Genomic DNA, 26,478 nt, shown 5'->3' on the forward strand with positions numbered 1-26,478 from the left:
GAATTATTAGGTTCAACGTACTCCAATTTTTCTTCCCGTAATCTTGTAATATCTGTGTCAACTCAACGGTATTTTGACTTTGACTGTTTTTCTTTATCCGTATTTAAAGTAATTATTTTTTCGGGCTTGTACCATCTTATCCGAAAAAATAGAGCGCTTGCACCAAGACTTATAATTATCAAAGGTGATAACCATAAAAGCCAAGTTGTTTTATTAAATGGCGGTTTCAAAAGGATAAATTCACCATATCGCTCAACAAGAAAATCAATGATCTGCTGATCACTGTCACCTATTTTTAAACGTTCACGGATCAAAAGCCGTAAATCACGTGCCAAGGAAGCATTTGAATCATCAATTGATTGATTTTGGCAAACCGGACAACGCAAATGTGATGAAATATCACGTGCACGAGCTTCAAGGACTGCATCCTTTAAAACTTCATCCGGCTCCACTGCTATCGCTAATCGTAAAGGAAAAATAGCAATTAAAAAAAACAAAGCCCAAAACAGTTCCTTCTTCATCTCAAAGCCTTTTCAGAAAACTTGAAGCGGGAAGCTATCCGTCGATGCAACCCAATGCGAAACCAATAACCAAAAAGAGAAAAACACCCCCCCATAGCCATCATTATTGCCCCTAACCATACACAAATCACGTAAGGCTTCCACCATAGATGCACAACAAGCCCTTGATCATCTATATGGCCCGGTGCAATATATAATTGGGATAATAAGCCATGATTTTGAATACCAACTTCTGTTGTTGATATGTTCTGGCTTGAATAGAAACGTTTTGATGCTATTACGTTGCGGACTGCATGCTTGTTTTCATAGACTGTAAAATTAAACTCCATTGCAGAATAATTCGGACCGGCGCTTTCATGCACTTTGTCAAAGCAAATAGTTTTACCCGCTATTGTAACCCTATCTCCTATGTGCATGGTTAAAATACGCTCTTGAGCAAAAGTCGCAACACAGACAATACCAAACAATGTAACAGCTAATCCCATATGTGCCACTGCTGCACCAAAAACTGACCATGGCAATCCAATAAATCTCTTAAACCGCACCGACAAAGCTAACTTGTGATGTCCACTTTTCTTCCAAAGATCAGCTAAACTGCCTAAAAAAACAAAAACTGAAAGTCCTACTCCTAAAGCTGCAAAAATATCACGCAAAGATGTTGCATAAAACGTTATAAAACAGGCTACACAGGCTAATACGCAAACAACCCACAACCGTTCAAAAACCCCAAGAAAATCACCGCTTTTCCATACCATCATTGATCCAAACGGAACCAACAACAACAATAATATCATTAAAGGACCACAGGTAATGTTAAAAAAAGCGGCACCTACAGAAATTTTTTTTCCAGTCAATGCCTCAATAAAATAAGGATAGAGCGTACCAATCAATACTGTCGCTGTTATTGTTGTAAGCAAGAGATTATTTAAAACAATAAAACCTTCACGTGAAATTGGCCGAAATAATCTACCTGCTTTTAAAATGGGTACGCGCAAAGCAAAGAGAAAAAAAGCTCCTCCGGTGAAAAAGAATAAAAGTGCAAGAATTGCCCGCCCACGTGCTGGATCAATGGCAAAACTGTGAACAGATACTAAAAGACCTGAACGAACAAGAAAAGTTCCCATAAGAGAAAGAGAAAAAGTAAGAAGTGCCAAAAATAAAGTCCAACTTTTTAATGTTTCCCGCTTTTCCAGAACAAGAGCAGAATGCAAAAAAGCTGTTCCTGAAAGCCAGGGCATAAACGAAGCATTTTCAACTGGATCCCAAAACCAATAACCACCCCATCCTAACTCATAATAAGCCCAATAGGACCCAACCATAATGCCTAGTGTCAAAAAACACCAAGCAAGAAGAAGCCAAGGACGAACCCAATGCGCCCAACGTCCATCGACATGTCCCATAACCAATGCAGCTACTGCAAAAGAAAAACAAAGAGAAAAACCGACAGAGCCTAAATAAAGAAGTGGTGGATGAATTGCTAAAGCGATATCTTGCAAAAGAGGATTGAGATCATTTCCCTGCAATGCCGGTGGATTAATACGTAAAAATGGATTCGATAAAAAAAGAACAAATACAAGAAAGGCACTTATAATCCAACTTTGGCAAACCAAAATTAATGTCTTAAACTGTTCTGGTAAATGTTGGCTAAATAATGCCATCAATGTACTGAAAAAAGCAAGACTTAAAACCCATAACAACATGGATCCTTCGTGATTTCCCCAAACACCAGTGATCTTATAAAGCATTGGTTTTTCAGAATGGCTATTCTCAACAACATTTAAAACAGAAAAATCAGATACCATATGGGCATGAACAATAATCAAAAAAGATAAGAGCAATAATGTAAAAGTAATATAGGTGAAGGGAACTGCTGTTCGCATCAATGAATGATCCTCCCACCAAACACCCAAAGCAGGTAAAAATGCCTGCATTAAACTCACTGCAAATGCTGCGGCTAAAAAAATATGACCCAGTTCAACAAGCACAATCGAATCATTTCTCCACAGTGTGATGCTTGTTCAAGCGATCAGCTTTTTCTTTAGACATATAAGTTTCATCATGTTTTGCCAAAACGCGCTTACCTACAAAAAGCCCTTGTTTATTAAAATATCCTTCCACGACAACGCCTTGCCCTTCACGAAAAAGATCTGGCAATATGCCAATAAAAACAACTTTTTTATGTTTTGCGTTATCCGTTACGAAAAAAGTAACTTTCATCTTCCCAATATATTCAACTGTGCCTTTTTCAACAAAACCACCTAAACGTAAAGGACGTCCTATGAGAATATCTTCTTTTGTGATTTCAGATGGTGTTCGAAAAAAACTCACCATATTACGCATTGCATACATGATAAGACTTATCGCAATTACTACGATGAAAAAGCATAAAAAAATCAAAAACAATCGGTTTCTTTTCCGCTGTTTTAAAATAACTTTCAATGATAGAGGATTTTTAAAAGATTGATTGTTCATAGACACTCTACGAAAATCCTTTTTATAAACACATTCATATAAGCATCAATACCTATATATACCTTTTCTTTTAAAGAGCTTCGCACATCTTGTATATGGGTGCAATTTTTTATCCAATACCTCTCCTCACCCCAATAATCCTCCTCAGCGCCTTTCTTACTTCTTTGTAAAAGAATTTTTTCTACCAACTTTCACTTACAATACGCCTTCACCACCTTGTTGCGCTCCTTCATTTTTATCTCAGTTCTTCAACCATCATGGGCCTTAACATCCACTTCTAGGATACCACCACTTTAATTCACCTCTCTGAATGCTTTTTCATACTCCTTCTGATTTAATATCTAAACTGTCCACAACCACTTTCTGAGCATTCTAATCAGATAAATCACGTAACTGAATAATCATTGCTTCAACACGCGATCGTGCTGCAAAATCCTCAGGCATTGTATTAAGGAAATTTTGTAAAAACTGGACTGCCTGTGCAGACTTACCCGCTTGATGAAGTGCTTCAGCTAGTAATAAACGAGGATAAAAATCATTTGGCACCAAATCTGCAGCTTTTTGAAAAGCATTTTGTGCTTCTTGTGTAATTGTTCCCCCCTCATAACCAATCAATGCCAGACCATACCCTACAAGCCTTGGAGCCGATTCTCCATTTAAGCGAAGTGCATCCAAATACATATTTACTGCATCGCGAAAATAGCCTTCCTCGAGGTATCCTACCGCCAGCGCATCCGCTAACTTGCCATCGTTGGGGGTACGAAAAAAAAGCACTTGTAGACGAATAAGCTGTTCACGCTTACTAAGCATCTTTGGATTCTTATCCATTAATTCGCTAAAAAAATAACTCTTAACTTCTGGATTGCCTGTTAGAGCGTAAACATTCCAGGTAATAAGAAAAATAAAAAAAATACTAAAAGGTTTCAAAGCACGTCTATTTACATAATGCTTGTAAAGTTTATCCGATTTAATCACATACATACGACTCCCATCAATACCCATGATCGAAACGCGCCTTTCCTTTTTTAGCGCACAGGGAAAACACAGCGAAAAGAAAACAGCAATCGCCAAAAGTAGAAGAAAAATTGCAGCCCAAATTAGCAATGGCATATTACTTGATATTAATACAAGAATCAAAAAGTGTAACCAATTATCTCCCCTTTTTAATCACAAGAATACTGATAAAAAAATGATGGAAAACCATTTTTTATATGTGGTATGGTAAAGTTTATCATCAATTTTTCTAAGATGCATAAAGGACAAAAATAAAACTTTATCTCTATATTCTAATTGCAGAAAGATATCGCCCTTTAACATTCTGAAATGATGTGCAAAAATATTGCGATATTTTTAAAAATTTTAATATATATACATTCTCATAAAAGAGTTACCTTCTTTGGTAATAAAACTCTCACATATAATCCGCCCAAATCAGAACGAGATAAGAAAAGGCTTCCGCCATATTCGTTGACCATATCGGAAACAATCGCTAACCCTAAACCTGTTCCGGGCTTACTTTCATCAAATCGATGACCTCTTTTAAAAGCTTCATCAATTTGTTCTTCTGTTAAACCAAAACCATCATCTTCTACGAGGATACTGAAGAATTCTGCTTCTTCAATATTTTTTTCTAAATAACAAGAAATCAGAACTTTTTTGCGAGACCACTGAGCAGCATTCTCAATCAAATTACCCACGACTTCTTCTAAATCTTCCCTTTCACCAGAAAAAATAATATCATCGGCATCCATGACAAATTGAAACTGTTTCTCAGGATTAAGCTTTTTCATAACCCTTACCAAACGGTCAACTACTTTGCGAACAGATGTATGATAAACGACACTGTCGCGTTGTGCTGCAATGCGAGCGCGTTTTAGATAATGATTTATTTGGTCCTGCATTATTTTAGTTTGCTCTCTCAATAAAATCGCCTGTTCTCCGCACATCTTATCAGCCTCATTCATAATAACTGACAACGGCGTTTTTAATGAATGAGCAAGATTACCAACCTGGGTCCGAAACCGTTCGATAATACGCTGATCATTATGAATAAGGGTATTCATCTCTTGTGCTAGCGGCATCACTTCGCTTACTAAATCCGTACTCATGTAATGAACTTTTCCTTCGCGAATATCATTCAATGCTTGTCGGATAAGCTTCAACGGTTGAAAACTAAAGAGAATAATAGCAAAGTTGATAAGAACACTGCCTATACCAAAACTCCAAAGAAAAATTTGCAAAGTCCGCTTAAACTCCTGCACTTGTGCATGTGCTTCATCAATATTGCCAACGAGACGAAAACGCGCAACATGATTCTGATTATCAAGCACAACATCACTCTCAATCACCTGTAGCTTCTGATCGTTGATCCCCTTTATCCGATAAGAGCGAAAAAAATTGTTATCAAAAGGTATATCGACATCACTGGGTGAAAATATTTTCCTGCTTCCCAATGATGGAGAAGTCAGTCTTCCTTGTAGATTAGATGATATAGCAACAACTTCCCAATACCAACCCGATGTTGGGTCTGAATAACGAATATCATCAATTCCCAAATTTCCTTTCAAATTCCCCTCACTTGACACAGTCACTGCCGCAATAAGACTGTAAAGTTGAGCAAAAAGGATACGCTCTAGGCTTTGTTCACTTGAGCGTCGATAAAACAAAATACTGACTGCAGAAATCGATGAAAGCGAAATAATGACCCATAATGTTGATAAGATCATAACGCGTAAGCTGAGAGATCTACCGATTAAAAAAAATACATTCTTAAGCCGGCTATTGTTCTTTAGAACAATCATTGATCACCTGGTATTCTCACACGATAGCCCATTCCACGAATGGTCTCAATTACATCCACCCCAAGTTTTCTACGTAACCGCCCTACAAAAACTTCAACCGTATTCGAATCCTTGTCAAAATCCTGATCATAAAGATGTTCAGTAAGCTCCGTCTTTGAAACCACCCTACCGCAATGATGCATAAGATACGAAAGAAGTCTGAATTCATATGATGTCAATTTAATCAATTGACCATCAACAAAAACACGAGAAGTCTTCGTATCTAACAAAACTGCACCACAGCATAACGCGCTTGTCGCATGCCCCGCAGATCGACGAATTAACGCCCGCAACCGTGCCATCAATTCCTCCAAATGAAAGGGCTTAACAACATAATCATCAGCACCTGCATCAATGCCAAACACCTTATCAGACCAGCGATCTCGCGCCGTTAGCATTAAAACAGGCATAAGATGCCCTTCTTTGCGCCATTTTTCAACAACAGAAATTCCATCTAGAAGCGGCAAACCGATATCAAGAATCACAGCATCATAAGACTCTGTGCTTCCTAAAAAATAAGCCTCTTGACCATCAAAAGCACTATCCGAGACATATCCCGCACTTCTCACAGCCTCTGCTAATTGATGATTCAGATTCCGATCATCTTCAACAATTAAAATACGCATCGCAACATCTGCCAAGGATTAATCGGCAGGAATAGAAACTTCAACACGGTGCAGTTTTTTACCATCACGAGCAGGCACTACGACCACAACTACACACATCTCCCTTCCATCCTGAACAACGGGAGTTGAACGTACTAACACCGCCTTCTTTTGGTTCGCAATCTCCTTACCAACTCTAGCACACTCAGCAGCTATAACAGAATCGGCATTTAGAAAGACTGCTATCAATATAAACAAGAAAACTTTTTTCATCATAGATATTTTATAATCTATTTTAGGTGAATATAGAATGAACAACGTCTTTTTTGCCTATTCAAAAATTACTCATAAGGCACAACCTCCACTTTGTGTAACAGAATAATCATTCAATATTACCCCCAATTTTAACAACTTCAAAATAAAATCTGCTTTAAGGATTATTACAACAATTGGAAGAGAAGATTTTTAAACAAACAATAAAAGCTGAGGATTGATCTACAGAAGATAAATTATCGTAGTCCTAAAATGAACTCTTTCATTAAATTAAGATCTTTTTTTGTTAAAACTGTAGCAAAAAAGGGCTTTTATTCCATATAATCATTACAGATTTTTGTTGCATCACTTTTTCATAGGCTCTTTTAAATGTTTGACTTTTTTAAAAAAAAGAAAGCACAACAGAATAAACCATTTCATAGTCCTGCACTTATTGAACTAGATGCACTATTAGACACAGCACTTTATCACATTCGCTCTGCTAACAGTTTTTTCTGGAACAGGGCAAAAATTATCTCACAATGCTTTTATATACGAGGATGGAAACGATTTATAATCGAAATTCTTGATGAAACACTTACATTAGGATTGATTGGTTTTACTCTTTTCACCATCGCCGGCATTTCTGTTTTCGAATTAACAAAAAAAAATTGGTATTTTCCTCAGAATTTTTCCATTCTTTTTCTAGATCGATATGCGAATCCTATCGGTCATCGTGGTGCACTGCCAGCTATACCTGTCCCTATTGAAGAAATGCCTGATTATGTCATTAAAGCAGTCCTCGCAACAGAAGACCGTCGTTTTTTCGATCATTGGGGTATTGATTTGCAAGGCCTCACGCGAGCAATCTTACACAATATGCAAGCTAAAAGTGTGGTTCAAGGTGGTTCAACCATTACACAACAACTGGCTAAAAATTTGTTCTTAACAAATGAAAGAACCATAACACGCAAAATCAAGGAAGCTTATCTTGCCCTTTGGTTAGAAGCAAACTTCAGCAAAAAACAGATTTTGCAACTTTATCTTGACCGCGCATACATGGGAGGAAACAATTTTGGTATCGCAGCAGCTGCGAAATTTTATTTTGGTAAAAACATACGCGATGTATCCCTTAGCGAATCCGCTATGCTAGCAGGACTCTTCAAGGCTCCAACCAAATACGCTCCTCATAATCACCTATTTGCTGCCCAAACACGTGCCAATGTGGTACTTTCTAACCTTGTTGATAGTGGCTTCATGACTGAGAGCCAAATTATCAACGCTCATCGCCATCCTGCCAGTGCTCTTACAAAAATAAAAAGTAACCAACCTGATTATTTTCTTGATTGGGTATTTGACGAAATCAAAAAAATGCGTGACCAACTTCCAAGCCATAGTTTGATCATTCAAACTACTCTTGATCCAGATATCCAAAAAGTAGCCGAGGAATCAATCACATATCATTTGCACCAATATGGTCAACAATATCGCGTAACACAAGCTGCCACTGTCATACTTGACAATAATGGAGCTGTACGTACAATTGTTGGAGGATTGGATTATAGCAAAAGCCAATTTAACAGAGCAACACAAGGCGGACGGCAACCTGGTTCTTCATTCAAACCTTATGTTTACGCAGCTGCAATGGAACGTGGTCTGTCTCCTTCAACAATAGTCTTAGATTCTCCCATCAATTGGGGAGGCTGGTCACCAAAAAATAATTCTGGTCGTTATCTCGGTAAAATCGATTTAGCAACTGCTTTAGCTTTTTCTATCAATACAGTGCCTGTCTATCTTACATATCAATACCTTAACCGAGACACCCAACCAATCATAAATCTAATCAAAAATATGGGTATTGATGCTCATATTTTATCACATAAAACCATGATTCTGGGCACATCCAATATGACACCCATGGATCAGGCAACCGGTTTCAATGTCTTTGCTAATGGAGGCATGGCTGGTAATCGCCATGGTTTCACACAAATCAGAACAACAGATGGGCATGTAGTGTGGGATTTTGAGCATAACGGTGATAAACCACATCGAGTACTCAGCGAACAATCAGCGGCTTATATGAACCAAATGATGGTTGGTGTCACCACACGAGGATCGGGTAAACGTGCTGCTCTCCCCATGACCCTTGTTGCTGGAAAAACTGGAACATCACAATCCTATCGCGATGCATGGTTTGTTGGCTTTACCGGTAACTATACTGGAGCTGTATGGATGGGTAATGATGATTTTTCACCGATGAATCGGGCTTTTGGTGGCGGCATACCCGCCATGATATGGCATCGCATCATGCTGTCTGCACACCAAAATATCATGCTCAAACAGCTTTATGGTGTCAAAGATTCGCTTCTCCCTTATCAGCTCCCCCCTCTTTCTTCCCATGATGATTGTGAGCTTGCATCCAAAATACCCTCTACTCTTTCCCCTGAAACATTGAATATTGTGCGTCTGATTAATAAAGATCTAAAAAATCCAGCTGCAATCTCCTTGAAGATGAGAACCATTGGAGCTTCAACATTTTAAATCCGAGATATTCTATCATGTTTCCTCATATTATTGTTTCCTTTTTCATCTTCGCTTCTTCTATTTTATGTGGAATATTGAGCGTCGATTACATGCTTAATTCCTTTCATCATTTTGGGCAATTTACAATTGGGGAATGGAGCGCTTACCCACAAGCGGGGACCGCCAATACTGATCCCTATACCCGCGCACGCACTGCTAAACGAGGCGACATTTCAATTGGACGCACAGAAGGCCTCATTTTTCAAATTTGGAAAGATAACCACGGGCGTCCGCTACACTCCAATTGCCATTATTTGCTCAAAGGCCACATCCCTGAAGCCCGTCTCTTTACTCTTTACACAGCTGATAAATTTCTCAAACCCTATACTTCACCTAAGGAAATACCTTTTGAACTCTATACCAACAATGTTATCTATGAAAGTGATGGCTCATTACATGTCAACATCTCACCAACACCGCAAAGCGGCAATTGGCTTGCAACGGTCAGTCAAAAGGAATTCGGACTTATTCTTACTTTATACGATACCCCAATCATCTCTGCAACGGCATTACACAAGCTCATGATGCCATCTGTCGAACAAGTTTCATCAAAGCAAATAAACTGTGACTAGATTCATTCACGCCGCACTTCTTGCAATCATTGGTGCTCTCATTGTCCATATTTGCGTTTTATTTTTGATACCCTATTGGGAGCAAAATAATATATGGATACAACTTAAAAAATCAGGAGCCCCTTATCAATTTGTCGATTTGGAGCCCAACAATCCTATTCAGCAGTCTGCTGATCCGCTCTTTCTTCTTAAAGCCTGCAGATTTGATCTCGAAAATGGGCCTGTTCATTTAAAGGCTTTGAAGACAACACAATTTTGGTCACTATCAGCCTACACACGTGATGGAATTATTTTCTACAGCCTGAATGACCGAACAGCTCCTCATGCTACACTTGATCTTATTATTGGAAAACCTATAGAAATAATAGAACTCAAACAGTCAAAGTCTAAAAACAATTTCAGTTCAGTTTTAGTTTCTAAAAATTTGAATGAAGGTTTTGCTATCTTACGAATCTTTGCTCCTTCTTTACTTGCAAAGAAAGAAAGCGAAGCTTTCCTCTCATCCGCAACTTGTCGAATATTCAATGAATAAAATCACACAGACTTCCGACTGTACAACAGCTCACACTTTATAAAAATGGACGAAAGCGTACCCCAATATTATAATTTTTAAACCCAATCGGCTAAACATTAAAACTAGAATGCAATCCTTATTCCAATTTTAAAACACCTGAATTTTTTATTGAGGTACAAATCATCAAAAATGATCTGCAGACTTTTTTGCTGGGACACTAATCTGCTAAATGATTAAACGAAATAAATCAGCCCATTGGTTTGAAATAGAATAAAACCTCTTTGCACAAAAATAATCGTATCATATTCGATAGGAAAACTTCTATTCGGCTAAAAAAGAGTAAACAGCCAAAAGTTTTGAACAAATACATTCATATCAACCATAAAGCTTGTCATCTAACCTATTCCTATGTGATAAAAACTGTTCTCCATAAAATTCAATCAATTTATAAAGGGAATAAAATTACCCCATCCCAATTAGCGAGAATGACTACCAGAAGTTGATGGAGTCCAAAGCATCCTTGACCTCAAAAATAAGTGCTTTACTTTTGTCATATGACTGGAATCTTTCCATCAGACATGAAGTCTGAGGAAAATTTTGCTTATGGTCCATGTTTGAGGGGAAAAAAGTTTCATGAAGAAGACATATGTTCGGTTAATCTCAAGGGCAGCAGTATGGTCTCCCTGTTTTAGTGGGTTAGCATTCTTTATTTTGCTGTTTTCAATACTGTTACAGCGCTTTTCCATGATTAATGTAACCGATTTTATGATTTTGATTATAATCTCTGCTTGCTGTATTATTGTTTCTCTTTTTCTTGCTGTCAAAGCATTTTACAATTTATGGGTGTATGGCGCTCTGGGGGGAATGAAAGCTTTAAGAGGGATCATTTATTCATTGATCACTGCCACACCATTGGTGTTATTTATTAGACTTTGGTTTGCTTTTCCTGCTCTTCACGATGTTTCTACTGATACCCGAAGACCACCGGCTTTTTTTCGAACTATACGTCCCATCGATGCTTTGCCGCTCAAAAGTGTTTTGATTGAACAGGCGGCATTACAAATGTCAAAATGGCCGGAAATGGCGGGACGTCGTTATGATGGCTCACCTGATCATATTCGCAATTCAGTTCTCAATGTTTTAGAAGCTTCCGGTTGGCCCGTTGTGGCTCAACGGGAATTTAAAGGTGAAGAAAATGAGATTTATATTGAAACAATAGCAAAAACTTTTTACCTTGGTTTTATTTCAGACATTGTGATACGTTTAACCGATGAAGGTGATACAACTTTTGTTGATATGCGTTCTGCCTCACGTTATTTGCCAAGAGATTTTGGTACCAATGCCGCTTTTATTATCGATTTTATGAATGCACTTGATACAGAAATCGCTTCACTTCCCCTTTCTCAAGATGATGAATAAAAACTGAAGAGGATAAGAGGTTCTATTTAGTAACACCGCTTATTTCTAAAATAAATTTTGTGATACGCAAAATGAATAAATCGGTTATCTTCTTTCAAAAGCTATAAGCATATGGACAATCTCTTAACAATCCCAAAGCAATTTAAAGCTCTTTTTATCTTGTGATAACCTGGATCAAAATATTTGAATTAGAATTTTAAATTTATACAGGATAATAAGTTAATTGTAGATATGAAAAAACTTATCATACGGTTAGGAAATAAATAGGATTGATATAATAAGCTAAAAAATATCCCTTACAGGCTTATTTTCTTGCAATAAGAAAAGAAATTCATCAAGATATTAAAATATACTTATCTAAAATTTGATGTAAATTAGTATATTTAAATAAAAAAGTAATAAAAAAATGATTATTTCTTATAATCTTTTTATAGAATTTTTCCAACTATCACCTTTAAATTTCCGTAATAAAATAAATAAAAAGTCCACTGATAAGTGTTACAATCAAAGATACCACAATTTTATGAGAAAGTTCGATCACAAAATATTAAAACTTAAATTGAGAGGAAGGTTCCCTGTAAAGCATTATGAATGCAAAAATCAAGAATAAATTCTCTGAAATCTTTTTTTCATAAAAATTGATGTAATCCAATATATCGACAGAAAAAATCAACAATAAACAACATACCAGTTATTGGTAAAAATGTTTTTGCAGATTCTTTTAAACTTCGACCATTAAAGCTCCCCAAAAATAATCATACAAAACCAACGATAATTGTTATAATCAATGATGATGCAATTTTATAAAGAATATCCGTCATAAAAAAACAAAATAAAATATCTATTAATAAATAATAGATATCTCTGAAATACATCTTATATAGACATCCAATTTTGATAATTTTCCGGCTATGTTTACAAAATTATTAAATTCACAGATATTTTTATAGTTATTCTCTATAAGTTAGAATCAACACTCTCAGGCTTGCTCTGCAAACTCCCAAGCATCACACCTCCTAAGAATCCTCCTCCAGCACCTATGAGGCCACACCTAAAATGCACCTTAAAATGCACCTTATCAGAATTATAGCCCCCCATTGCTCGGCCTTCTTCTTCCATAACTGCTCCTTGCAAACCCACTATATTCACGTGATAATCAAAATCAATAACGCTATATGCTCTGCTATAAATAGGTGTTGAATCATCTAAATTATAAACTAAACGTGAATCAAACATATCAATCCTCCTTATCATCATTTATAAAAACGTATCATAATGATACATTTTAAATGGCTATCATGCTGTTTAGCACAGCTCTTAGCACTCTATTGGGCTATTTAGGAGCTTAGTTAGCCAATCTGCTTCCAATTTGAATTTGGGCGACGTATTTACACCCCTGCGTTAAGCCTCTCTTTGCCCGCTTTACGCACTTGACAAGTGTGGGAACTATCCACACGAATCGGAGCAGTTGATAAAATTTGCAGGTTTCTAACGGGAACCATTGCAACAACCGTTCTGAATGTTCTCTTTGCGATCATTTTTCTCGCAGCACTCTTTTCCATCGGTCCCTTTCTGCACCACCAATTGCGCCATACTTTTATTCTACAAGCTCAATCACACCTTATTGAAAATTTTACTAATCTTGAAGTCATCAAAACATACGTAAAAGAGCTAGCCCATACGATACGCATACAAGAAACTTTAGCCCGCAGTTTGGATCAAAGCCGTACAACCAGCAAGTTTCATCTCTTAAATGGTGCTTTAAGCTATATTTTGGTGACCCTTTCGCCACTTCCATTACTTTTTTGGTGCTCAAGCAGTGCTTCAAAATCAGATCACACTTGAACAACTTATCGCCTTTCATCTTCTTGCCAGCAATGTTTCTAGTCCTATCTTAAGCCTCGCGTCTTTATGGGAAGAATGGCAACACTTAAAAAAAATCTCCCGCTTTCGTTTGGATGATATTCTTAACTCTCCATCGGAATAGGAAGAAAAAAAACATCCTTTCAGCTTACCGAGATGCCTCATCTTGAAGCTAAAGATATCTGTTTTTCTTATGGAGAGAAGCTTATTATCAACCATCTTGATATCTGTTTACAACCTGGGAAACCCATTATGCTGCTTAGTCCTTCAGGCTGTGGAAAATCAACTTTAGCTAAAATCATCTATAGGCTTTATTCCCTAGCAAGTGGACAGATATTAATTAATGACCAATCTTTACAGAATTTCGATATCCGTAGCATGCGTAAAATAATCGTGTATTTTCTCCCAAACCCTTGTCTTTTTTCCGGAACTATTCTTGAAAATATGCATCTTGCCAAACCAGATGCTAGCAATATTGAAATCAACGCCGCATTTCAGGAAAGTGCTTGTCATGATCTTCCTTGCTCAATTTCCTCAAGGGCTGGCCATTTGGATGAGACGGAAAATGTTAACGGACCAACAATATCCGCACTGAGAATTTTAGAGGATAGAAAACAAAAAGCAAAGGTTTAAAACAATGCAGTAAGAATGGGTAAGCCACCCATAGAGACATTAAAACTGTAGTGAGACCAAATTGGTGTCACAGCTTCCTTTTAGAGCAGCTTGTTGGAGTAAAAAACAAGAGAGAACGGAGATTAAAAATCAGCACAGAGTCGAGAAAGTTAGCACCAATTCGTTCACAAATGTAGGAGTAACAGTTTTGCCAATCAAAGCGCTTCTCAACTCAACTCTATCGAAAACAATATGCCACCCCTTAAAAATAAACCAATTATCAAAGGACGCAAGATTTCTGAACTTCTCTGTAAACTCATAAGCTTCTGATTTTATATGTGGCTGGGGTACCTGGATTCGAACCAGGGAATGCCGGTACCAAAAACCGGTGCCTTACCGCTTGGCTATACCCCAAAAGAAGAATATGCTTACATACATCCGCGTATCTTATAGCGATTCCCGTGAATGTGCGCAATATCTGAAAATCAAAGCTCTTAATCTTTTTATCATAAAGTTTTAAAATCTGCTGAGTCTCACGTTGATGCAAAATTCACAATAGAAATTTGTGCTAATTTACATCCCTAAAACAAGAGCTGATTATCCGTTTGTTATTTTGCATTTTTTGTGTTTTGCCATTCTACCTGCTTACTCCATTTTCCACTAACGGCATAAAATTCGAATTTACATTTTACTAACGTATTTAATATTCTGTCACCGACTATGCCTTATTATCACCTCTTTTCTTGATGCATTGAAATTTAAGCTCTTCAAATTAAATTTGATGATTTTTTTATCTTCTGACCGGATTCCTGATTTCCAGATATTCAGCACTCAAAAATTCATCTTTTCCCTCCCCCACTCACAGATTATGCCTATAATATATGACGAACATAATTGGATTATCGTGGCAAATCTCACTTTTGGCCAATATACGCAAACTGTTGGCCACAATTCGACTTATGAAATATTGTAGGTCTATGCAAAAAGTGGCACCTGCAAAAAACAACCGCTAACACGCCATTGAAAAAATCGTGATAAAAATGGTAAAATACTCCGTGATAAATAGGCTAAGAAAATCTGTAAAAAATTAAGGAAGATAGGTTACATAGTGTTGAAGAAATATTTTAGATAAGCCATGCACAAACTAATAGCTGTTTAATTTACTTTTCATTCTTTAAAAAAGATATTTGCGTTTTCTATGACACGACGAGTTTGTGATTTTTTTCAGAAGCAGCATAAATAAATCAACGATATTTTGAGTAATTAAGCAAATACTACATCCAGAAAAAGCACCTTTACGAAGAGATTACTCATTAAAACGAAATTGATACAAACAATATTCAATATTTGATTTTATACGCTGTAAATGGCAAATTAGATTTGTGAAATGAGCTTAACAATTAGAATCGAGGAGATTTTTAAATGGCTTTTGAATTGGCTAAGTTGCCTTATGATTATGATGCCCTTTCGCCTTATATGTCACGCGAAACACTTGAATATCACCATGATAAGCATCACCTCGCTTATCTTACCAATACCAACAATTTTGTGAAAGATTTAGGCTTAGAAAATGAAAGCCTTGAACATATTGTTAAAAAAAGCTTTGGACAGAATATTGGTTTGTTTAATAATGCAGCCCAATACTACAACCATAATCATTTTTGGCATTGGATGAAAAAAGGTGGTGGTGGTCAAAAACTGCCTGAAAAATTAGCAAAAGCTATTGAATCTGATCTGGGTGGTTATAATAAGTTCCGGGCAGATTTTATTGCCGCCGCCGTTGCCCAATTTGGTTCTGGATGGGCATGGGTGGCTGTTAAAGATGGTAAACTTGAAATTATGAAAACATCTAATAGTGAAAATCCTTTAGTTCATGATGCGCAACCTATTCTGGGTGTTGATGTGTGGGAACATTCCTATTATATTGACTATCGCAATGCGCGCCCAAAATATCTTGAAGCTTTTGTGGATAATTTAATTAATTGGGACTATGTTTTAAAACTTTATGAAGATTGTGGATTTTAAGCTGTTTGCATATCGCATAATTTTTTTTATGTTATATTTAAAGGCTCCATAATTCATAAAATTATAGAGCCTTTCAAAAAGAAAAGATATTCAAGTTAGCAGCAGTTTTTTCCCGCTATTTTTAGGATATATGCGTAGATATACACAATTTCTTCTAGTTTTGAAAAACGTCCAGCCGCACCTGCATGACCTGAATCCATATTAATGCGTAATAAAATTGCATTATCATCCGTTTTTAAGTCGCGTAGTTTTGCTACCCATTTTGCGGGCTCCCAGTAGGTTACACGAGGATCAGTTAATCCTGCAATCGCAAGGATAGAAGGATATTCTTGAGCTTTGACATTATCATAAGGCGAATAAGAGGCTATAAGATTATAATCCTCTTGTGATTCAATAGGATTCCCCCATTCAGGCCATTCTGGAGGCGTTAGTGGCAGTGAAGCGTCTAACATAGTTGTCAAGACATCCACAAAAGGCACATTCGCTACAATTCCAGCAAAATCCTGTGGAGCTATATTTGCAACAGCACCCATCAACATCCCTCCTGCTGAGCCACCGTGAGCGATGAGGCGGTCATGAGCAGTAAATTTATTCTTTACAAGGTAGCGGCCACAAGAAATAAAATCCGTAAATGTATTGTATTTAAAAAGATGTTTTCCTTTTTCATACCATTCAACCCCCTTTTCTTTTCCTCCACGAATATGGGCAATAGCATAAATAAAACCTCTGTTAACTAAAGAAAGTATATTGCTATTGAAACTGACAGGAACAGAGATTCCATAGGCACCATACCCGTAGAGAAGACAAGGCGCACTGCCATTAAGAACTGTGTCTTTATGATATAAAAGTGAAATAGGGATTTTCTCACCATCGTCTGCAATTGCTGTCATGCGTCGCGTTATATATTCATCTTTATTATACCCTGAGGGAATTTTTTGCGTCTTTAAAAGCTTTCGTTTGCGACTTTTCATTTCATAATCAAAAACTTGATCAGGTGTTGTCATAGATGAATAGGAAAAGCGAATGGTTTGGCTGTTATATTCTGCAGCGCCTTGGAGACCTAACGAATAAGCTTCTTCTGAAAAAGAAATGGAATGAATTTGTTTGGTGGTACGCTCCATTACTTTTATACGGGGAAGCCCCTCAAAGTGCTCGAGCCAGATAAGAAAATCTTGATAAGCATCATGGGCTATGATCAAGCAGCCAAGCTGATGTAGCACAAGTTCAGACCAATTTTCTGATTGTGGGGATGTGTACGGCGCTAACATAATTTTGAAGTCTTTTGCATTATCTAAATTGGTAAGAATATAAAAGACATCACCACCTTCTGTAAGTGAATATTCAATACCTTTTTGTCGCTTCCGTACACATTGGGGAGCAGTGAGAGGTGCATTAGCAGGGATCAGCCAAATTTCTGATGTCTCATGATCATGAAGATTAATATAAATAACATCATTAAGCTTTGAACCGCTTACATGTAAAAAAAATCCTGGATTATCTTCCCGAAAAATAAGCTTATCTTGCGATTGATCAGTATTTAATCGGTGATAATAGAGCTCAGAAGGCCGGTGGTTTTCATCCATCTTAGTATAGAAAAAACCTTCAGATTTAGCATCCCATACAATCTGTCCGGATGTATCAGTAATTGTTTCCGTGCAATCAGACAATGTTTCCAAATTACGAATTTTAGCTCTGTAAAATTCTGATCCTTTGTCATCATAAGTCCAGACAACATGTGTATGATCAGGAGATTCTTGAACCGAACCAAAATTGAAATATTCTTTCCCTTCAGCCAAAACATCACCATTAAGGTAAACATTTTTTTCCCCACCATTCCTTGATGTACGAAAATAATGTGGATGCTGACCGCCGGTAACATAACAGAATCCGTAAGCAAAAGGGCCATGTTTTATAGGAATGGAACTGTCATTCTCTGGGATGCGGCTTTTCATTTCGGCAAAAAGCAAATCTTGTAATGGCTTGGTATCAGCCATTTGAGCAGCCTGATAAGCATTTTCTTCTTCAAGATGAAGCCTAATATTTTCGTCAAGACAACTAGGATTTTTAAAAACGTCTTGCCAATTAGATGCACGCAACCAGTGATAGGGATCATCGCGACAAATACCGTGATACACGTCTTTATAAACAATTTTGGATGCTTTAGGTGGAAGTACAGAATAGCAGGTCATACACAATCCTATTAAAATATCTCTATGGTTTTTTCGTTTCTATGTTAGAATCATATCATTTATGCAAATGCGTAAATCTATAAGCTCCACTCATTTGCAAAAATATAACGGCGACAATTTCCACAATGACACTCTGCACTTCTGTTTGTTGCATATCACAAGTACTATCCTTATGAGGATAACGTCGCTGATAGACATGTTAAAAAAACTAAGTTCTTTGGTAGCAGAATTGAATTTTTTTTCAAACAGTAGAACTTGTTTCTGGATATACACAATAAAATTTATTTTAGGAAAAAAATTTATTCAGGATGTATAATTTTACGATGAAAAGATCCTGTGGTGGCAGGCTTATATATAATTGTATATCATTCTATTATATTCTATATCTTTAGAAGATATTTTAATTTTTTAATTTATTAAATATATTGTTTTGAATTTTAAAAATCTTTTAAAATATTTTTTATATTTATAAAAAATCACCTTATGATAATAAAAAAGTAAATTTATAAATATAAATAATAATATTATAAATACATAAAATACAAAACTTATTTTATTTATTACATTTTTAAATTTAAATTTTTATTTCTATTTTTGATAAAAAACAAATAAATTCATTCTATATTATTTTTTATATTTATGATATATTTCAATATTATGTATAATATTTTATCAAAAAACTATATTCTAGCAGAAAATAATTCAGTTCTTCTTATAAGATATTATGACCAAAAATAGGTATTTATTTGATTTTTTTGTGTTTTGACGATTTTATAGAATAATTGAATTGACAAAAAAGATTTTTGTACAATATGAAACCTACGTGCATGGGATCTCTATTATGAGTATGAGTGCCAATAATATCTCGATTTTAAATTAAAGGAAAAAAGAATGGAACATCGTCCAGTCTTAGAGACTGAAAGCAATTTAGTTATTACATTAGTTGCTGATATTGTTGCTGCTTACGTGAGTAATAATTCGATCCGCCCCACTGAAGTGCCAAGTTTGATTACTGATGTTCATGCCGCTTTCCGTAAAGCAGGGAACGTAGAGTTAACAGAAGTCGAAGTTGAAAAGCAAAGACCTGCCGTTAACCCAAAACGTTCGATCTTTCCCGATTATCTCATCTGCCTTGAAGACGGGAAGAAATTTAAGTCTTTGAAGCGCCATCTCATGACACATTATGGAATGTTGCCAGAAGAATATCGTGAAAAGTGGCAGTTGGACAGTTCTTATCCTATGGTTGCACCTAATTATGCAAAGGCACGCTCAGCTTTGGCGAAAGAAATGGGGCTTGGACGCAAAAGCAAACGGAAGAAAACCAAGTAATCGCATTTTAAAAATGGTTACATCCAGTATATACAAAGTGCTTTTTAGCAGGCATATTTTCTATGAAAGTTTTGGATAGTTTTTGTTACAAGAGTTTGATTCATAAATGACTCTCGTTACGAATCCGTTCAATCATCGATTTAAGACCATTTGATCGTTGTGGTGTGAGATTTTCGTTTAAACCAAGTATTTCAAAGAATCCTTCAGCATCGGCATCACGAATCTCCGAAGCTTTTTTTCCTGAATAGAAGGCGAAAAGAATATAGATAAGTCCACGCACAATGTGGGCATCAGAATCGCCTTGAAACGTTAATATTGGATTTTCAGAATTATCACGTGAAGATAAAAGCCACACTTGACTTACACAACCAGGAACTTTATGAGAATCGTTTCTGGCGCTTTCTGGAAAAGGCGGTAATTCATGGCCAAGTTCAATTACATAACGATAACGATCTTCCCAGTTATCTAGAAGAGAAAAGTTTTCTATAATATCATCGATCGTTTCTGCCATAACCTCAGTTCCGTTTTGTTTTTTTGATAATCATGTCGATGCATTTGATTGACAAAAAAAGCGTTTATTCCTCTTAGCATAAAACCATAGTGAGCGTTAAAAACTTTTATTTCAAGGTAGTGTTGGATAATTCTGTCTTTGTGTGCGTTTTTGTGCATCCACCTTAGGAGAAGTATTTTCTGGCTGAGCCATATTCTTGTCACCTAATATACTTCCCAGATACTCATAGGCCGCTTTTGCACCATAATATGCACGTTCACTCAGTGAGCTTAGAAAGGATTTTCCAACTTTGCAAGCTTCTATATTACGTTCACAAAATGTTCCTAAATCATTTAAAGTGTCTTTAAAAGCAGTCATGACATCGCTCATTGTTGTCTCATTCTCTCTTTGAGTAAAGAAATGGTTACCAGTTGGCTTTACTGCAAAGAATGAAACAACAACAAAAACAAAAAACAAAAAAAATGATAATTTAATCAAAAAACGTATCATGCGCAGAATTTGGTATACGATAATTGCAAACGAAATAAAAGCTGTATTCTGTACTCTTCTTCTTTATAAAAAATTTATAAAATTAATATCTTATGAAACTGAACTCTCGTTTATCAGATTTGTGTTATTAACTATATTGTTAAAAATATAGGATGCGACTGTGCAAAAACAGGACGTATTATCTTTTCGTTAGATTCTGTGCATCTCATTCTCTAAATCGGAAGACAGTTGAATTATAAACCAGAAATCCCATAAAAGAAAAAACTTTTTTATAGAAACAAAAAGATATGTTTTAAGTATTTGAGTTTATAGAAAAAGCTTTCGATAAAATGGCATTCTTTCTAAAGATATTCATCATCGTTATGCGATGCTTTTCTCTTTGAGCGGGAAGGAAGAATAGAATAAAGATCCAATTTTGCTTCTTCACCCCTTCTCTTTTTGCCTCTAAACATAACCTTGATCACCAATAACTAGGTCTTTTCACCCCCTCCAAAAACTGATGTGTTTTAGTTATATCATTCCAATTTCCTGAAGTAAGAAAAAATGTAAAACTTCGCTCAAAACATCCACCATAGCCTGATTCTTCAGGGTCGAATCTTGGCTTGCTTTTTCCCAACACCTCCTTCTCATATTGGTCTCCTCTGTAGCTTGCAGCCCAATATATAATAACACTTCCAACATAATGAGGAAGCCTAACAACAGCGGCATCAATTCTCACAGCTTCACCATCATAACCTATCGTTCTTGGAAAGCGCTTCCAAAACCGAATTCGAAATCCCTTTCTGACACCAAAATTCATAACGTTTATCAATAAGAGTGCTATTTACCTGAAGAAAAGAGAAAATTCTCATCATTAAGCTACTGTTTTTAAAATAAAATGAAAGCCTTCACCAAAACGTCAAGTAATGCTTTCATTCTTCACGCGCATGTCAGAAACTTACTCTCAATAAACGATAAATCTTTTGCCAATCTTAGCTACTGATGTCAGACCTCTCCCTGGGAACGTTCCTATTTTCTATAAATAGAACGTTACCACCACTCCACCTTTTTTTTAAATTCTACTTAAGGGTATAGAATCAAGCAATTTAATATAAAATTTGCATAGTCAAAGAAGAGCCATTGAAAATATATGGACTCACCACTCTCATCACACTCTAATGAAAGTGAGTACATTACAATAGAAAAATAATAAGATAATAACTATGTTAATGGGTGAAGCTCAGAATTCTTTGTAGCACCTGTTACAATTTTCTGTTGCGACAAGAGAGCTCCAATATAAAATTGAGAAGAGCAGGCTGTTGACTATCATCTTGCAGATATTTTTATTGAGAATAACTCTAGATAAAGTTTACAAAATTTATCGAATATTAGTAGAGTGGATTTATATCGGCACATGAGATGCTATTATAGCAACTACGCTGATCACACCGTTACAGGGAGGCGTAAGTTCATATATGCAAGACATTTGAGAGAAGGATGCCGACATTGGCTTCCCAGCATTATAAGATGTCTCAACTTATTGCACATGCTATCAAATATATGTGCAAAAAGGGTTAATAAGATGATGTATAAACTGTCGTAGATGATCACGGAGAATTGATTATAAGCGATGATAAGATTGAGAAAAGTAGATAAAGGCCACTGTTTTATAAAATGATAATTTTAATATGGCGATTTTATTTATTTTAACAATTTGAAAGGAGAGAGAGCAAAAATGTAGATGTATCTCCCTCTCCCTGGAAATGAGAATAATTTATATTCCTTTCTGTGTAAGAAACAATCGTAATTGGAAATAAAAATAAAATAATGAAAAAAAAAAGAAAGATACGCAAAGAAAAACTCAAACAAAAACGTAATATTTTTGTAATATTTTTTCTCATAAATTGTCGTTTGCTTTTTTGGATATTAAAACGACTTTATTTCTATACAAAAAAAAATACTTTGTTTTCTTTGGGATTTATTATTTTCACTATTAGTTTTGGATTTTTTTCATTTAATGCTTTATTTTCGCAAATAAAAATACACCAAGATATATTTACTCAAATGAAATTCACATCCGTTCCAACTATAGAAAAAAATTCCGCTTTGTCCTCAAAAGAAGTAAAATTTCAAGAAAATCGACGTGTTACTTCTGTACTTCCTCCAAATCATCTACACAAAAATTCACCTTCACGTTCTCTATCAGAAAGTACGCTAGAAATACAAAAGAAGCTAGCAAAACTAGGACTTTATGACGGTCCTTTAGATGGACTAGAGGGACCTAAAACACGCCGTGCAATAGCACTATGGAAACAACAAACTGCTGACGGAATACAAAACAGTGTTTTATCAAAACCCATAGTAGATGAAATTACACTATTAATTGAGCGTAGCGAAATGGAGATGGAAAATGAAATAACAAAGACAAAAGATCTGCCTCACTCAACTGAAACTGTTTTAGAACCTCCTGTTGTAGATATTATAAAAGTGCAGAAAGCCTTACGTATTTTTGGTAATCAAGAGGTTATTGTCACAGGTGTAGAAGACCAGAAGACGATAGAAGCCTTAAAACAATTTCAAAAAATGTTTGGTCTTCCCATAACGGGTAAAATCAATCATGCAGTTTTGATAAAAATGCATGAAGTTGGTTTGTTGAATTGAAGGTCATCACCTATCTTATAAAGTAAATACTGAAAGCATGTGAATAATTATGCTACTCTGTCTGATAGTTTTTCTCATAAATTTATCAAAGACACACTTTCTCTCTCACATACAACTCATAGTGTATCCCAGATTTTTTCCTTTAATGAAGAAAATGACGGGTACGGAACAATTTATTTAGCCTACCACAACAGCCCTACAACAAAAATATTCCAAAACTCCTATGTCTTTTTTGCAATTGCCGACTGCGCTGCTGCTAAGCGCGCAATTGGCACCCGAAAAGGAGAACAGGAAACATAATCTAAGTCATTTTCTTCACACAAAGCGATAGAAGCAGGATCGCCTCCATGTTCACCACAAATTCCTAGTTTAATTTTTGCACGTTGCGAACGTCCGCGCTGTACAGCAATAGAAATAAGTTCCCCTACTCCATCACGGTCTATAGATACGAAAGGATCTTGTTCCAAAAGTCCTTTTTGAAAATACGTTTCTAAAAAAGGAGCGGCATCATCGCGCGAAATTCCAAAAGTGGTTTGCGTCAGATCGTTTGTTCCAAATGAAAAAAATTCTGCAGTTTTCGCAATTTCATCTGCTCGAAGAGCTGCTCTTGGAAGCTCAATCATCGTCCCAACCATGTACTGAATAGTGCTTCTCTTTTCCTTCATTACCTCACAAGCAACCTGGTCAATATGTGCTTTCACAAAATCGAGTTCAGATTTAAGTGCAACAAGTGGTACCATAATTTCAAGCATGACAGGAGATCCAGATTTTTGAGCCGCTTCTGCTGCTGCTTCAAAAATTGCCCGTGCCTGCATTTCCACAATTTCTGGATAAGTAATAGCCAAACGGCATCCCCGTAACCCAAGCATAGGGTTAAATTCGTGCAACTGCTGTGCACGTTCAGCAAGCACTTCAGGAGAAACTCCAATAATTGCTGCAACATCAAGAATTTCTGCATCCGTTTTTGGCAAAAATTCATGCAATGGTGGATCCAATAAGCGGATAGTAACAGGCAAACCACACATAATTTCAAACAATTGAACAAAGTCTGAGCGCTGCATTGGCAAAAGCTTATCCAACGCTTTACGACGGCCGCTTTCATCATCACTTAAAATCATTTCACGCACAGCGACGATACGTTCACCAGAAAAAAACATGTGCTCTGTACGGCAAAGGCCAATACCCTCAGCCCCAAACGAACGCGCCATACGTGCATCAGACGGTGTCTCAGCATTGGCACGAACTTTTATATGCCGCATTTCATCAGCCCACTCCATTAATTTTGCAAAATCCCCGCAAAGCTCAGGTTGCAACATCGCAACTTTCCCTTTAAAAATTTCCCCACTTCCACCATCAATCGTAATGACATCTCCTTTCTTAAAGCTTTGCCCTAAAACAAACATTGTATTTGTGTTATAATCAATCCGTACACTCCCTGCACCAGAAATACACGGCTTTCCCATACCACGTGCGACAACAGCAGCATGACTTGTCATACCACCGCGCGTCGTTAAAATCCCTTCTGCTGCATGCATACCATGAATATCTTCTGGACTTGTCTCTATGCGCACCAAAATAACTTTGCGCCCTTCCACCGATGCAGTTTCTGCCTCTTCCGAAGTAAAAACAATTTCACCAGTTGCCGCCCCCGGAGAAGCGGGTAAACCACGTGCGATAACAAAACGCGCTGCTTTAGGATCAAGTGTCGGATGTAGAAGTTGATCAAGCGATTTTGCATCAATCCTCATTACCGCCTCTTCACGGCTTATCAACCCTTCCTCAACCATTTCAATTGCCATCTTTAGGGCCGCACGTGCTGTTCGTTTTCCCGAACGAGTCTGCAATATCCATAATTTACCTTTTTCAATTGTAAATTCGAGATCTTGCATATCTCGATAATGCTGTTCAAGCTTCTGCACGATCTGACACAACTCCCCAAAAGCCTCTGGCATAATTTTTTCTAAAGATGGCTTATTTGAACCCGCAACAATACGCGCATTTTCTGTGATATTTTGAGGAGTTCGAATGCCCGCCACAACATCTTCACCCTGTGCATTAAATAAAAACTCACCGTAAAGCTCTTTTTCCCCAGTTGATGGATTGCGTGTAAATGCAACGCCTGTTGCTGAATCTTCTCCCATGTTGCCAAACACCATCGCTTGTACATTAACTGCTGTTCCCCAACTTTCAGGAATATTATGTAATCGACGATAAGTGATTGCACGGGCTGTCATCCAACTTGAAAAAACCGCTCCGATCGCCCCCCACAACTGTTGTTTAGGATCTTGCGGAAAAGGTTTGCCTAACTTTTCCTCAATATATGCCTTATAAGAAACAATAACATCTTTCCAATCAGCTGCTGTGATTTCTGTATCGACAACATAATTATTTCGTACTTTTAAATCATCAAGAATTTCTTCAAAATACGAATGATCTAATCCCAAAACAACATTCGAATACATTTGAATAAACCGGCGATAACTATCATAAGCAAAGCGTTCATTATTGGCTTGTGAAGCAATTGCTTTCACAGTTGCATCATTCATGCCAAGATTAAGCACTGTATCCATCATTCCTGGCATAGAAGCCCGAGCTCCTGAACGAACAGAGAGTAAAAGTGGCTTTTCTTCGTTACCAAATTCACATCCTGTTTGTTCACCAATATGCTTAAGTGCTTGTTCGACAGCTTCCTGTAATTCTTTTGGATATAACTTACCATGTGCATAATAAAAATTACAAACTTCTGTCGTAAGAGTAAATCCCGGAGGTACAGGCAGACCAATATTACTCATTTCTGCCAAATTAGCCCCTTTGCCACCGAGAAGATTACGTGCCCTTGCACTTCCTTCTGCACTGCCATCACCAAAACTGTAAACCCATTTTGTCATCGTACAAATCCTCCCATATCAGCATCAAAACATCATTTGAGCCAGGCTAATCATCAACAGTAATGATTTGATTCAAAATTGGCTAAACCAAAGAAATATTGTTTCATCAACTGCAAAAACCATTCTCCCCCAAAAGAAGAATAATGATCACAGA

22 protein-coding genes and 1 tRNA gene are annotated in these 26,478 nt (G+C 36.6%); 9 read left to right on the forward strand and 14 right to left on the reverse strand.

Translation table 11 applies throughout. From position 1 onward, the window contains the following. Positions 1-62: 62 nt before the first annotated feature. From MF1_RS04290 to MF1_RS04320, 7 genes are all read right to left on the reverse strand, one after another. Positions 63-521, reverse strand: a complete 459-nt coding sequence (locus MF1_RS04290) for a cytochrome c-type biogenesis protein (RefSeq protein ID WP_161510546.1) — start codon at positions 519-521, stop codon at positions 63-65. Next, positions 518-2,506, reverse strand: coding sequence for a heme lyase CcmF/NrfE family subunit (locus MF1_RS04295; protein WP_161510547.1), 1,989 nt, complete (start codon positions 2,504-2,506; stop codon positions 518-520). The genes MF1_RS04290 and MF1_RS04295 overlap by 4 nt, the downstream gene beginning before the upstream one ends. Positions 2,507-2,513: 7 nt before the next feature. Next, entirely contained in the window at positions 2,514-2,993 is a 480-nt protein-coding gene (ccmE, locus tag MF1_RS04300; RefSeq protein ID WP_161510766.1) for a cytochrome c maturation protein CcmE, read from the reverse strand. 372 nt (positions 2,994-3,365) lie between these two features. Continuing rightward, complete coding sequence (locus MF1_RS04305) at positions 3,366-4,103, reverse strand: tetratricopeptide repeat protein (RefSeq protein ID WP_161510548.1); 738 nt, start codon at positions 4,101-4,103, stop codon at positions 3,366-3,368. A gap of 266 nt (positions 4,104-4,369) precedes the next feature. After that, positions 4,370-5,794, reverse strand: a complete 1,425-nt coding sequence (locus MF1_RS04310) for an ATP-binding protein (RefSeq protein ID WP_042995335.1) — start codon at positions 5,792-5,794, stop codon at positions 4,370-4,372. After that, positions 5,791-6,459, reverse strand: coding sequence for a response regulator transcription factor (locus MF1_RS04315; protein ID WP_011179179.1), 669 nt, complete (start codon positions 6,457-6,459; stop codon positions 5,791-5,793). Before MF1_RS04315 ends, MF1_RS04310 begins: the two co-directional genes overlap by 4 nt. 18 nt (positions 6,460-6,477) lie before the next feature. Then, complete coding sequence (locus tag MF1_RS04320) at positions 6,478-6,714, reverse strand: hypothetical protein (protein ID WP_042995333.1); 237 nt, start codon at positions 6,712-6,714, stop codon at positions 6,478-6,480. Positions 6,715-7,080: 366 nt separating this feature from the next. Between MF1_RS04320 and MF1_RS04325 the strand changes: the two genes are divergently transcribed. The 4 genes from MF1_RS04325 (at position 7,081) to MF1_RS04340 (ending at position 11,778) form a co-directional block, all read left to right on the forward strand. Then, positions 7,081-9,231 (forward strand): transglycosylase domain-containing protein, encoded by a 2,151-nt coding sequence (locus tag MF1_RS04325; protein ID WP_014923890.1) that lies wholly within the window; start codon positions 7,081-7,083, stop codon positions 9,229-9,231. A gap of 17 nt (positions 9,232-9,248) precedes the next feature. Then, positions 9,249-9,845, forward strand: coding sequence for a DUF1214 domain-containing protein (locus MF1_RS04330; protein WP_011179176.1), 597 nt, complete (start codon positions 9,249-9,251; stop codon positions 9,843-9,845). Then, positions 9,838-10,377: a DUF1254 domain-containing protein gene (locus tag MF1_RS04335; RefSeq protein ID WP_014923889.1), complete on the forward strand. Its 540-nt coding sequence runs from the start codon at positions 9,838-9,840 to the stop codon at positions 10,375-10,377. The genes MF1_RS04330 and MF1_RS04335 overlap by 8 nt, the downstream gene beginning before the upstream one ends. A gap of 615 nt (positions 10,378-10,992) precedes the next feature. After that, positions 10,993-11,778, forward strand: coding sequence for a DUF1499 domain-containing protein (locus tag MF1_RS04340; protein ID WP_161510549.1), 786 nt, complete (start codon positions 10,993-10,995; stop codon positions 11,776-11,778). A gap of 957 nt (positions 11,779-12,735) precedes the next feature. Here MF1_RS04340 and MF1_RS04345 read toward each other — a convergent pair. Continuing rightward, a complete protein-coding gene (locus MF1_RS04345) occupies positions 12,736-13,014 on the reverse strand; it encodes a hypothetical protein (protein ID WP_161510550.1) in 279 nt (92 codons plus the stop codon). A gap of 201 nt (positions 13,015-13,215) precedes the next feature. Here MF1_RS04345 and MF1_RS06900 point away from each other — a divergent pair, with 201 nt between their 5' ends. Beyond that, complete coding sequence (locus MF1_RS06900) at positions 13,216-13,623, forward strand: 6TM ABC transporter family protein (protein WP_244614181.1); 408 nt, start codon at positions 13,216-13,218, stop codon at positions 13,621-13,623. 174 nt (positions 13,624-13,797) lie between these two features. Continuing rightward, positions 13,798-14,274: an ATP-binding cassette domain-containing protein gene (locus MF1_RS06905; RefSeq protein ID WP_161510551.1), complete on the forward strand. Its 477-nt coding sequence runs from the start codon at positions 13,798-13,800 to the stop codon at positions 14,272-14,274. A gap of 318 nt (positions 14,275-14,592) precedes the next feature. Here MF1_RS06905 and MF1_RS04360 read toward each other — a convergent pair. Further along, positions 14,593-14,667, reverse strand: a tRNA-Gln gene (locus MF1_RS04360). A 1,008-nt stretch (positions 14,668-15,675) separates the two neighbouring features. Between MF1_RS04360 and MF1_RS04365 the strand changes: the two genes are divergently transcribed. Further along, positions 15,676-16,278: a superoxide dismutase gene (locus MF1_RS04365; RefSeq protein WP_011179172.1), complete on the forward strand. Its 603-nt coding sequence runs from the start codon at positions 15,676-15,678 to the stop codon at positions 16,276-16,278. A gap of 95 nt (positions 16,279-16,373) precedes the next feature. Here MF1_RS04365 and MF1_RS04370 read toward each other — a convergent pair whose 3' ends face one another. Beyond that, positions 16,374-18,467, reverse strand: a complete 2,094-nt coding sequence (locus MF1_RS04370) for a S9 family peptidase (protein ID WP_161510552.1) — start codon at positions 18,465-18,467, stop codon at positions 16,374-16,376. 891 nt (positions 18,468-19,358) lie between these two features. Here MF1_RS04370 and MF1_RS04375 point away from each other — a divergent pair. Then, entirely contained in the window at positions 19,359-19,796 is a 438-nt protein-coding gene (locus tag MF1_RS04375) for a Ros/MucR family transcriptional regulator (RefSeq protein WP_011179170.1), read from the forward strand. Positions 19,797-19,896: 100 nt separating this feature from the next. Here the strand turns inward: MF1_RS04375 and MF1_RS04380 are convergent, their stop codons facing one another. The 3 genes from MF1_RS04380 to MF1_RS04390 all read right to left on the reverse strand — a co-directional run bounded on the left by MF1_RS04380 (position 19,897) and on the right by MF1_RS04390 (position 21,595). Then, positions 19,897-20,307: a SufE family protein gene (locus tag MF1_RS04380; RefSeq protein WP_011179169.1), complete on the reverse strand. Its 411-nt coding sequence runs from the start codon at positions 20,305-20,307 to the stop codon at positions 19,897-19,899. 111 nt (positions 20,308-20,418) lie between these two features. Then, a complete protein-coding gene (locus MF1_RS04385) occupies positions 20,419-20,796 on the reverse strand; it encodes a DUF5330 domain-containing protein (RefSeq protein WP_011179168.1) in 378 nt (125 codons plus the stop codon). A 460-nt stretch (positions 20,797-21,256) separates the two neighbouring features. After that, positions 21,257-21,595: a hypothetical protein gene (locus MF1_RS04390; protein WP_161510553.1), complete on the reverse strand. Its 339-nt coding sequence runs from the start codon at positions 21,593-21,595 to the stop codon at positions 21,257-21,259. 1,007 nt (positions 21,596-22,602) lie between these two features. On the opposite strand from MF1_RS04390, the gene MF1_RS04395 reads away from it, so the two are divergent. After that, positions 22,603-23,436, forward strand: a complete 834-nt coding sequence (locus MF1_RS04395) for a peptidoglycan-binding domain-containing protein (protein ID WP_161510554.1) — start codon at positions 22,603-22,605, stop codon at positions 23,434-23,436. A gap of 221 nt (positions 23,437-23,657) precedes the next feature. Here the strand turns inward: MF1_RS04395 and ppdK are convergent, their stop codons facing one another. After that, positions 23,658-26,324 (reverse strand): pyruvate, phosphate dikinase, encoded by a 2,667-nt coding sequence (gene ppdK, locus MF1_RS04400; RefSeq protein ID WP_161510555.1) that lies wholly within the window; start codon positions 26,322-26,324, stop codon positions 23,658-23,660. Positions 26,325-26,478 lie beyond the last annotated feature (154 nt).

Source organism: Bartonella quintana (assembly GCF_009936175.1).
Lineage (GTDB): Bacteria > Pseudomonadota > Alphaproteobacteria > Rhizobiales > Rhizobiaceae > Bartonella > Bartonella quintana.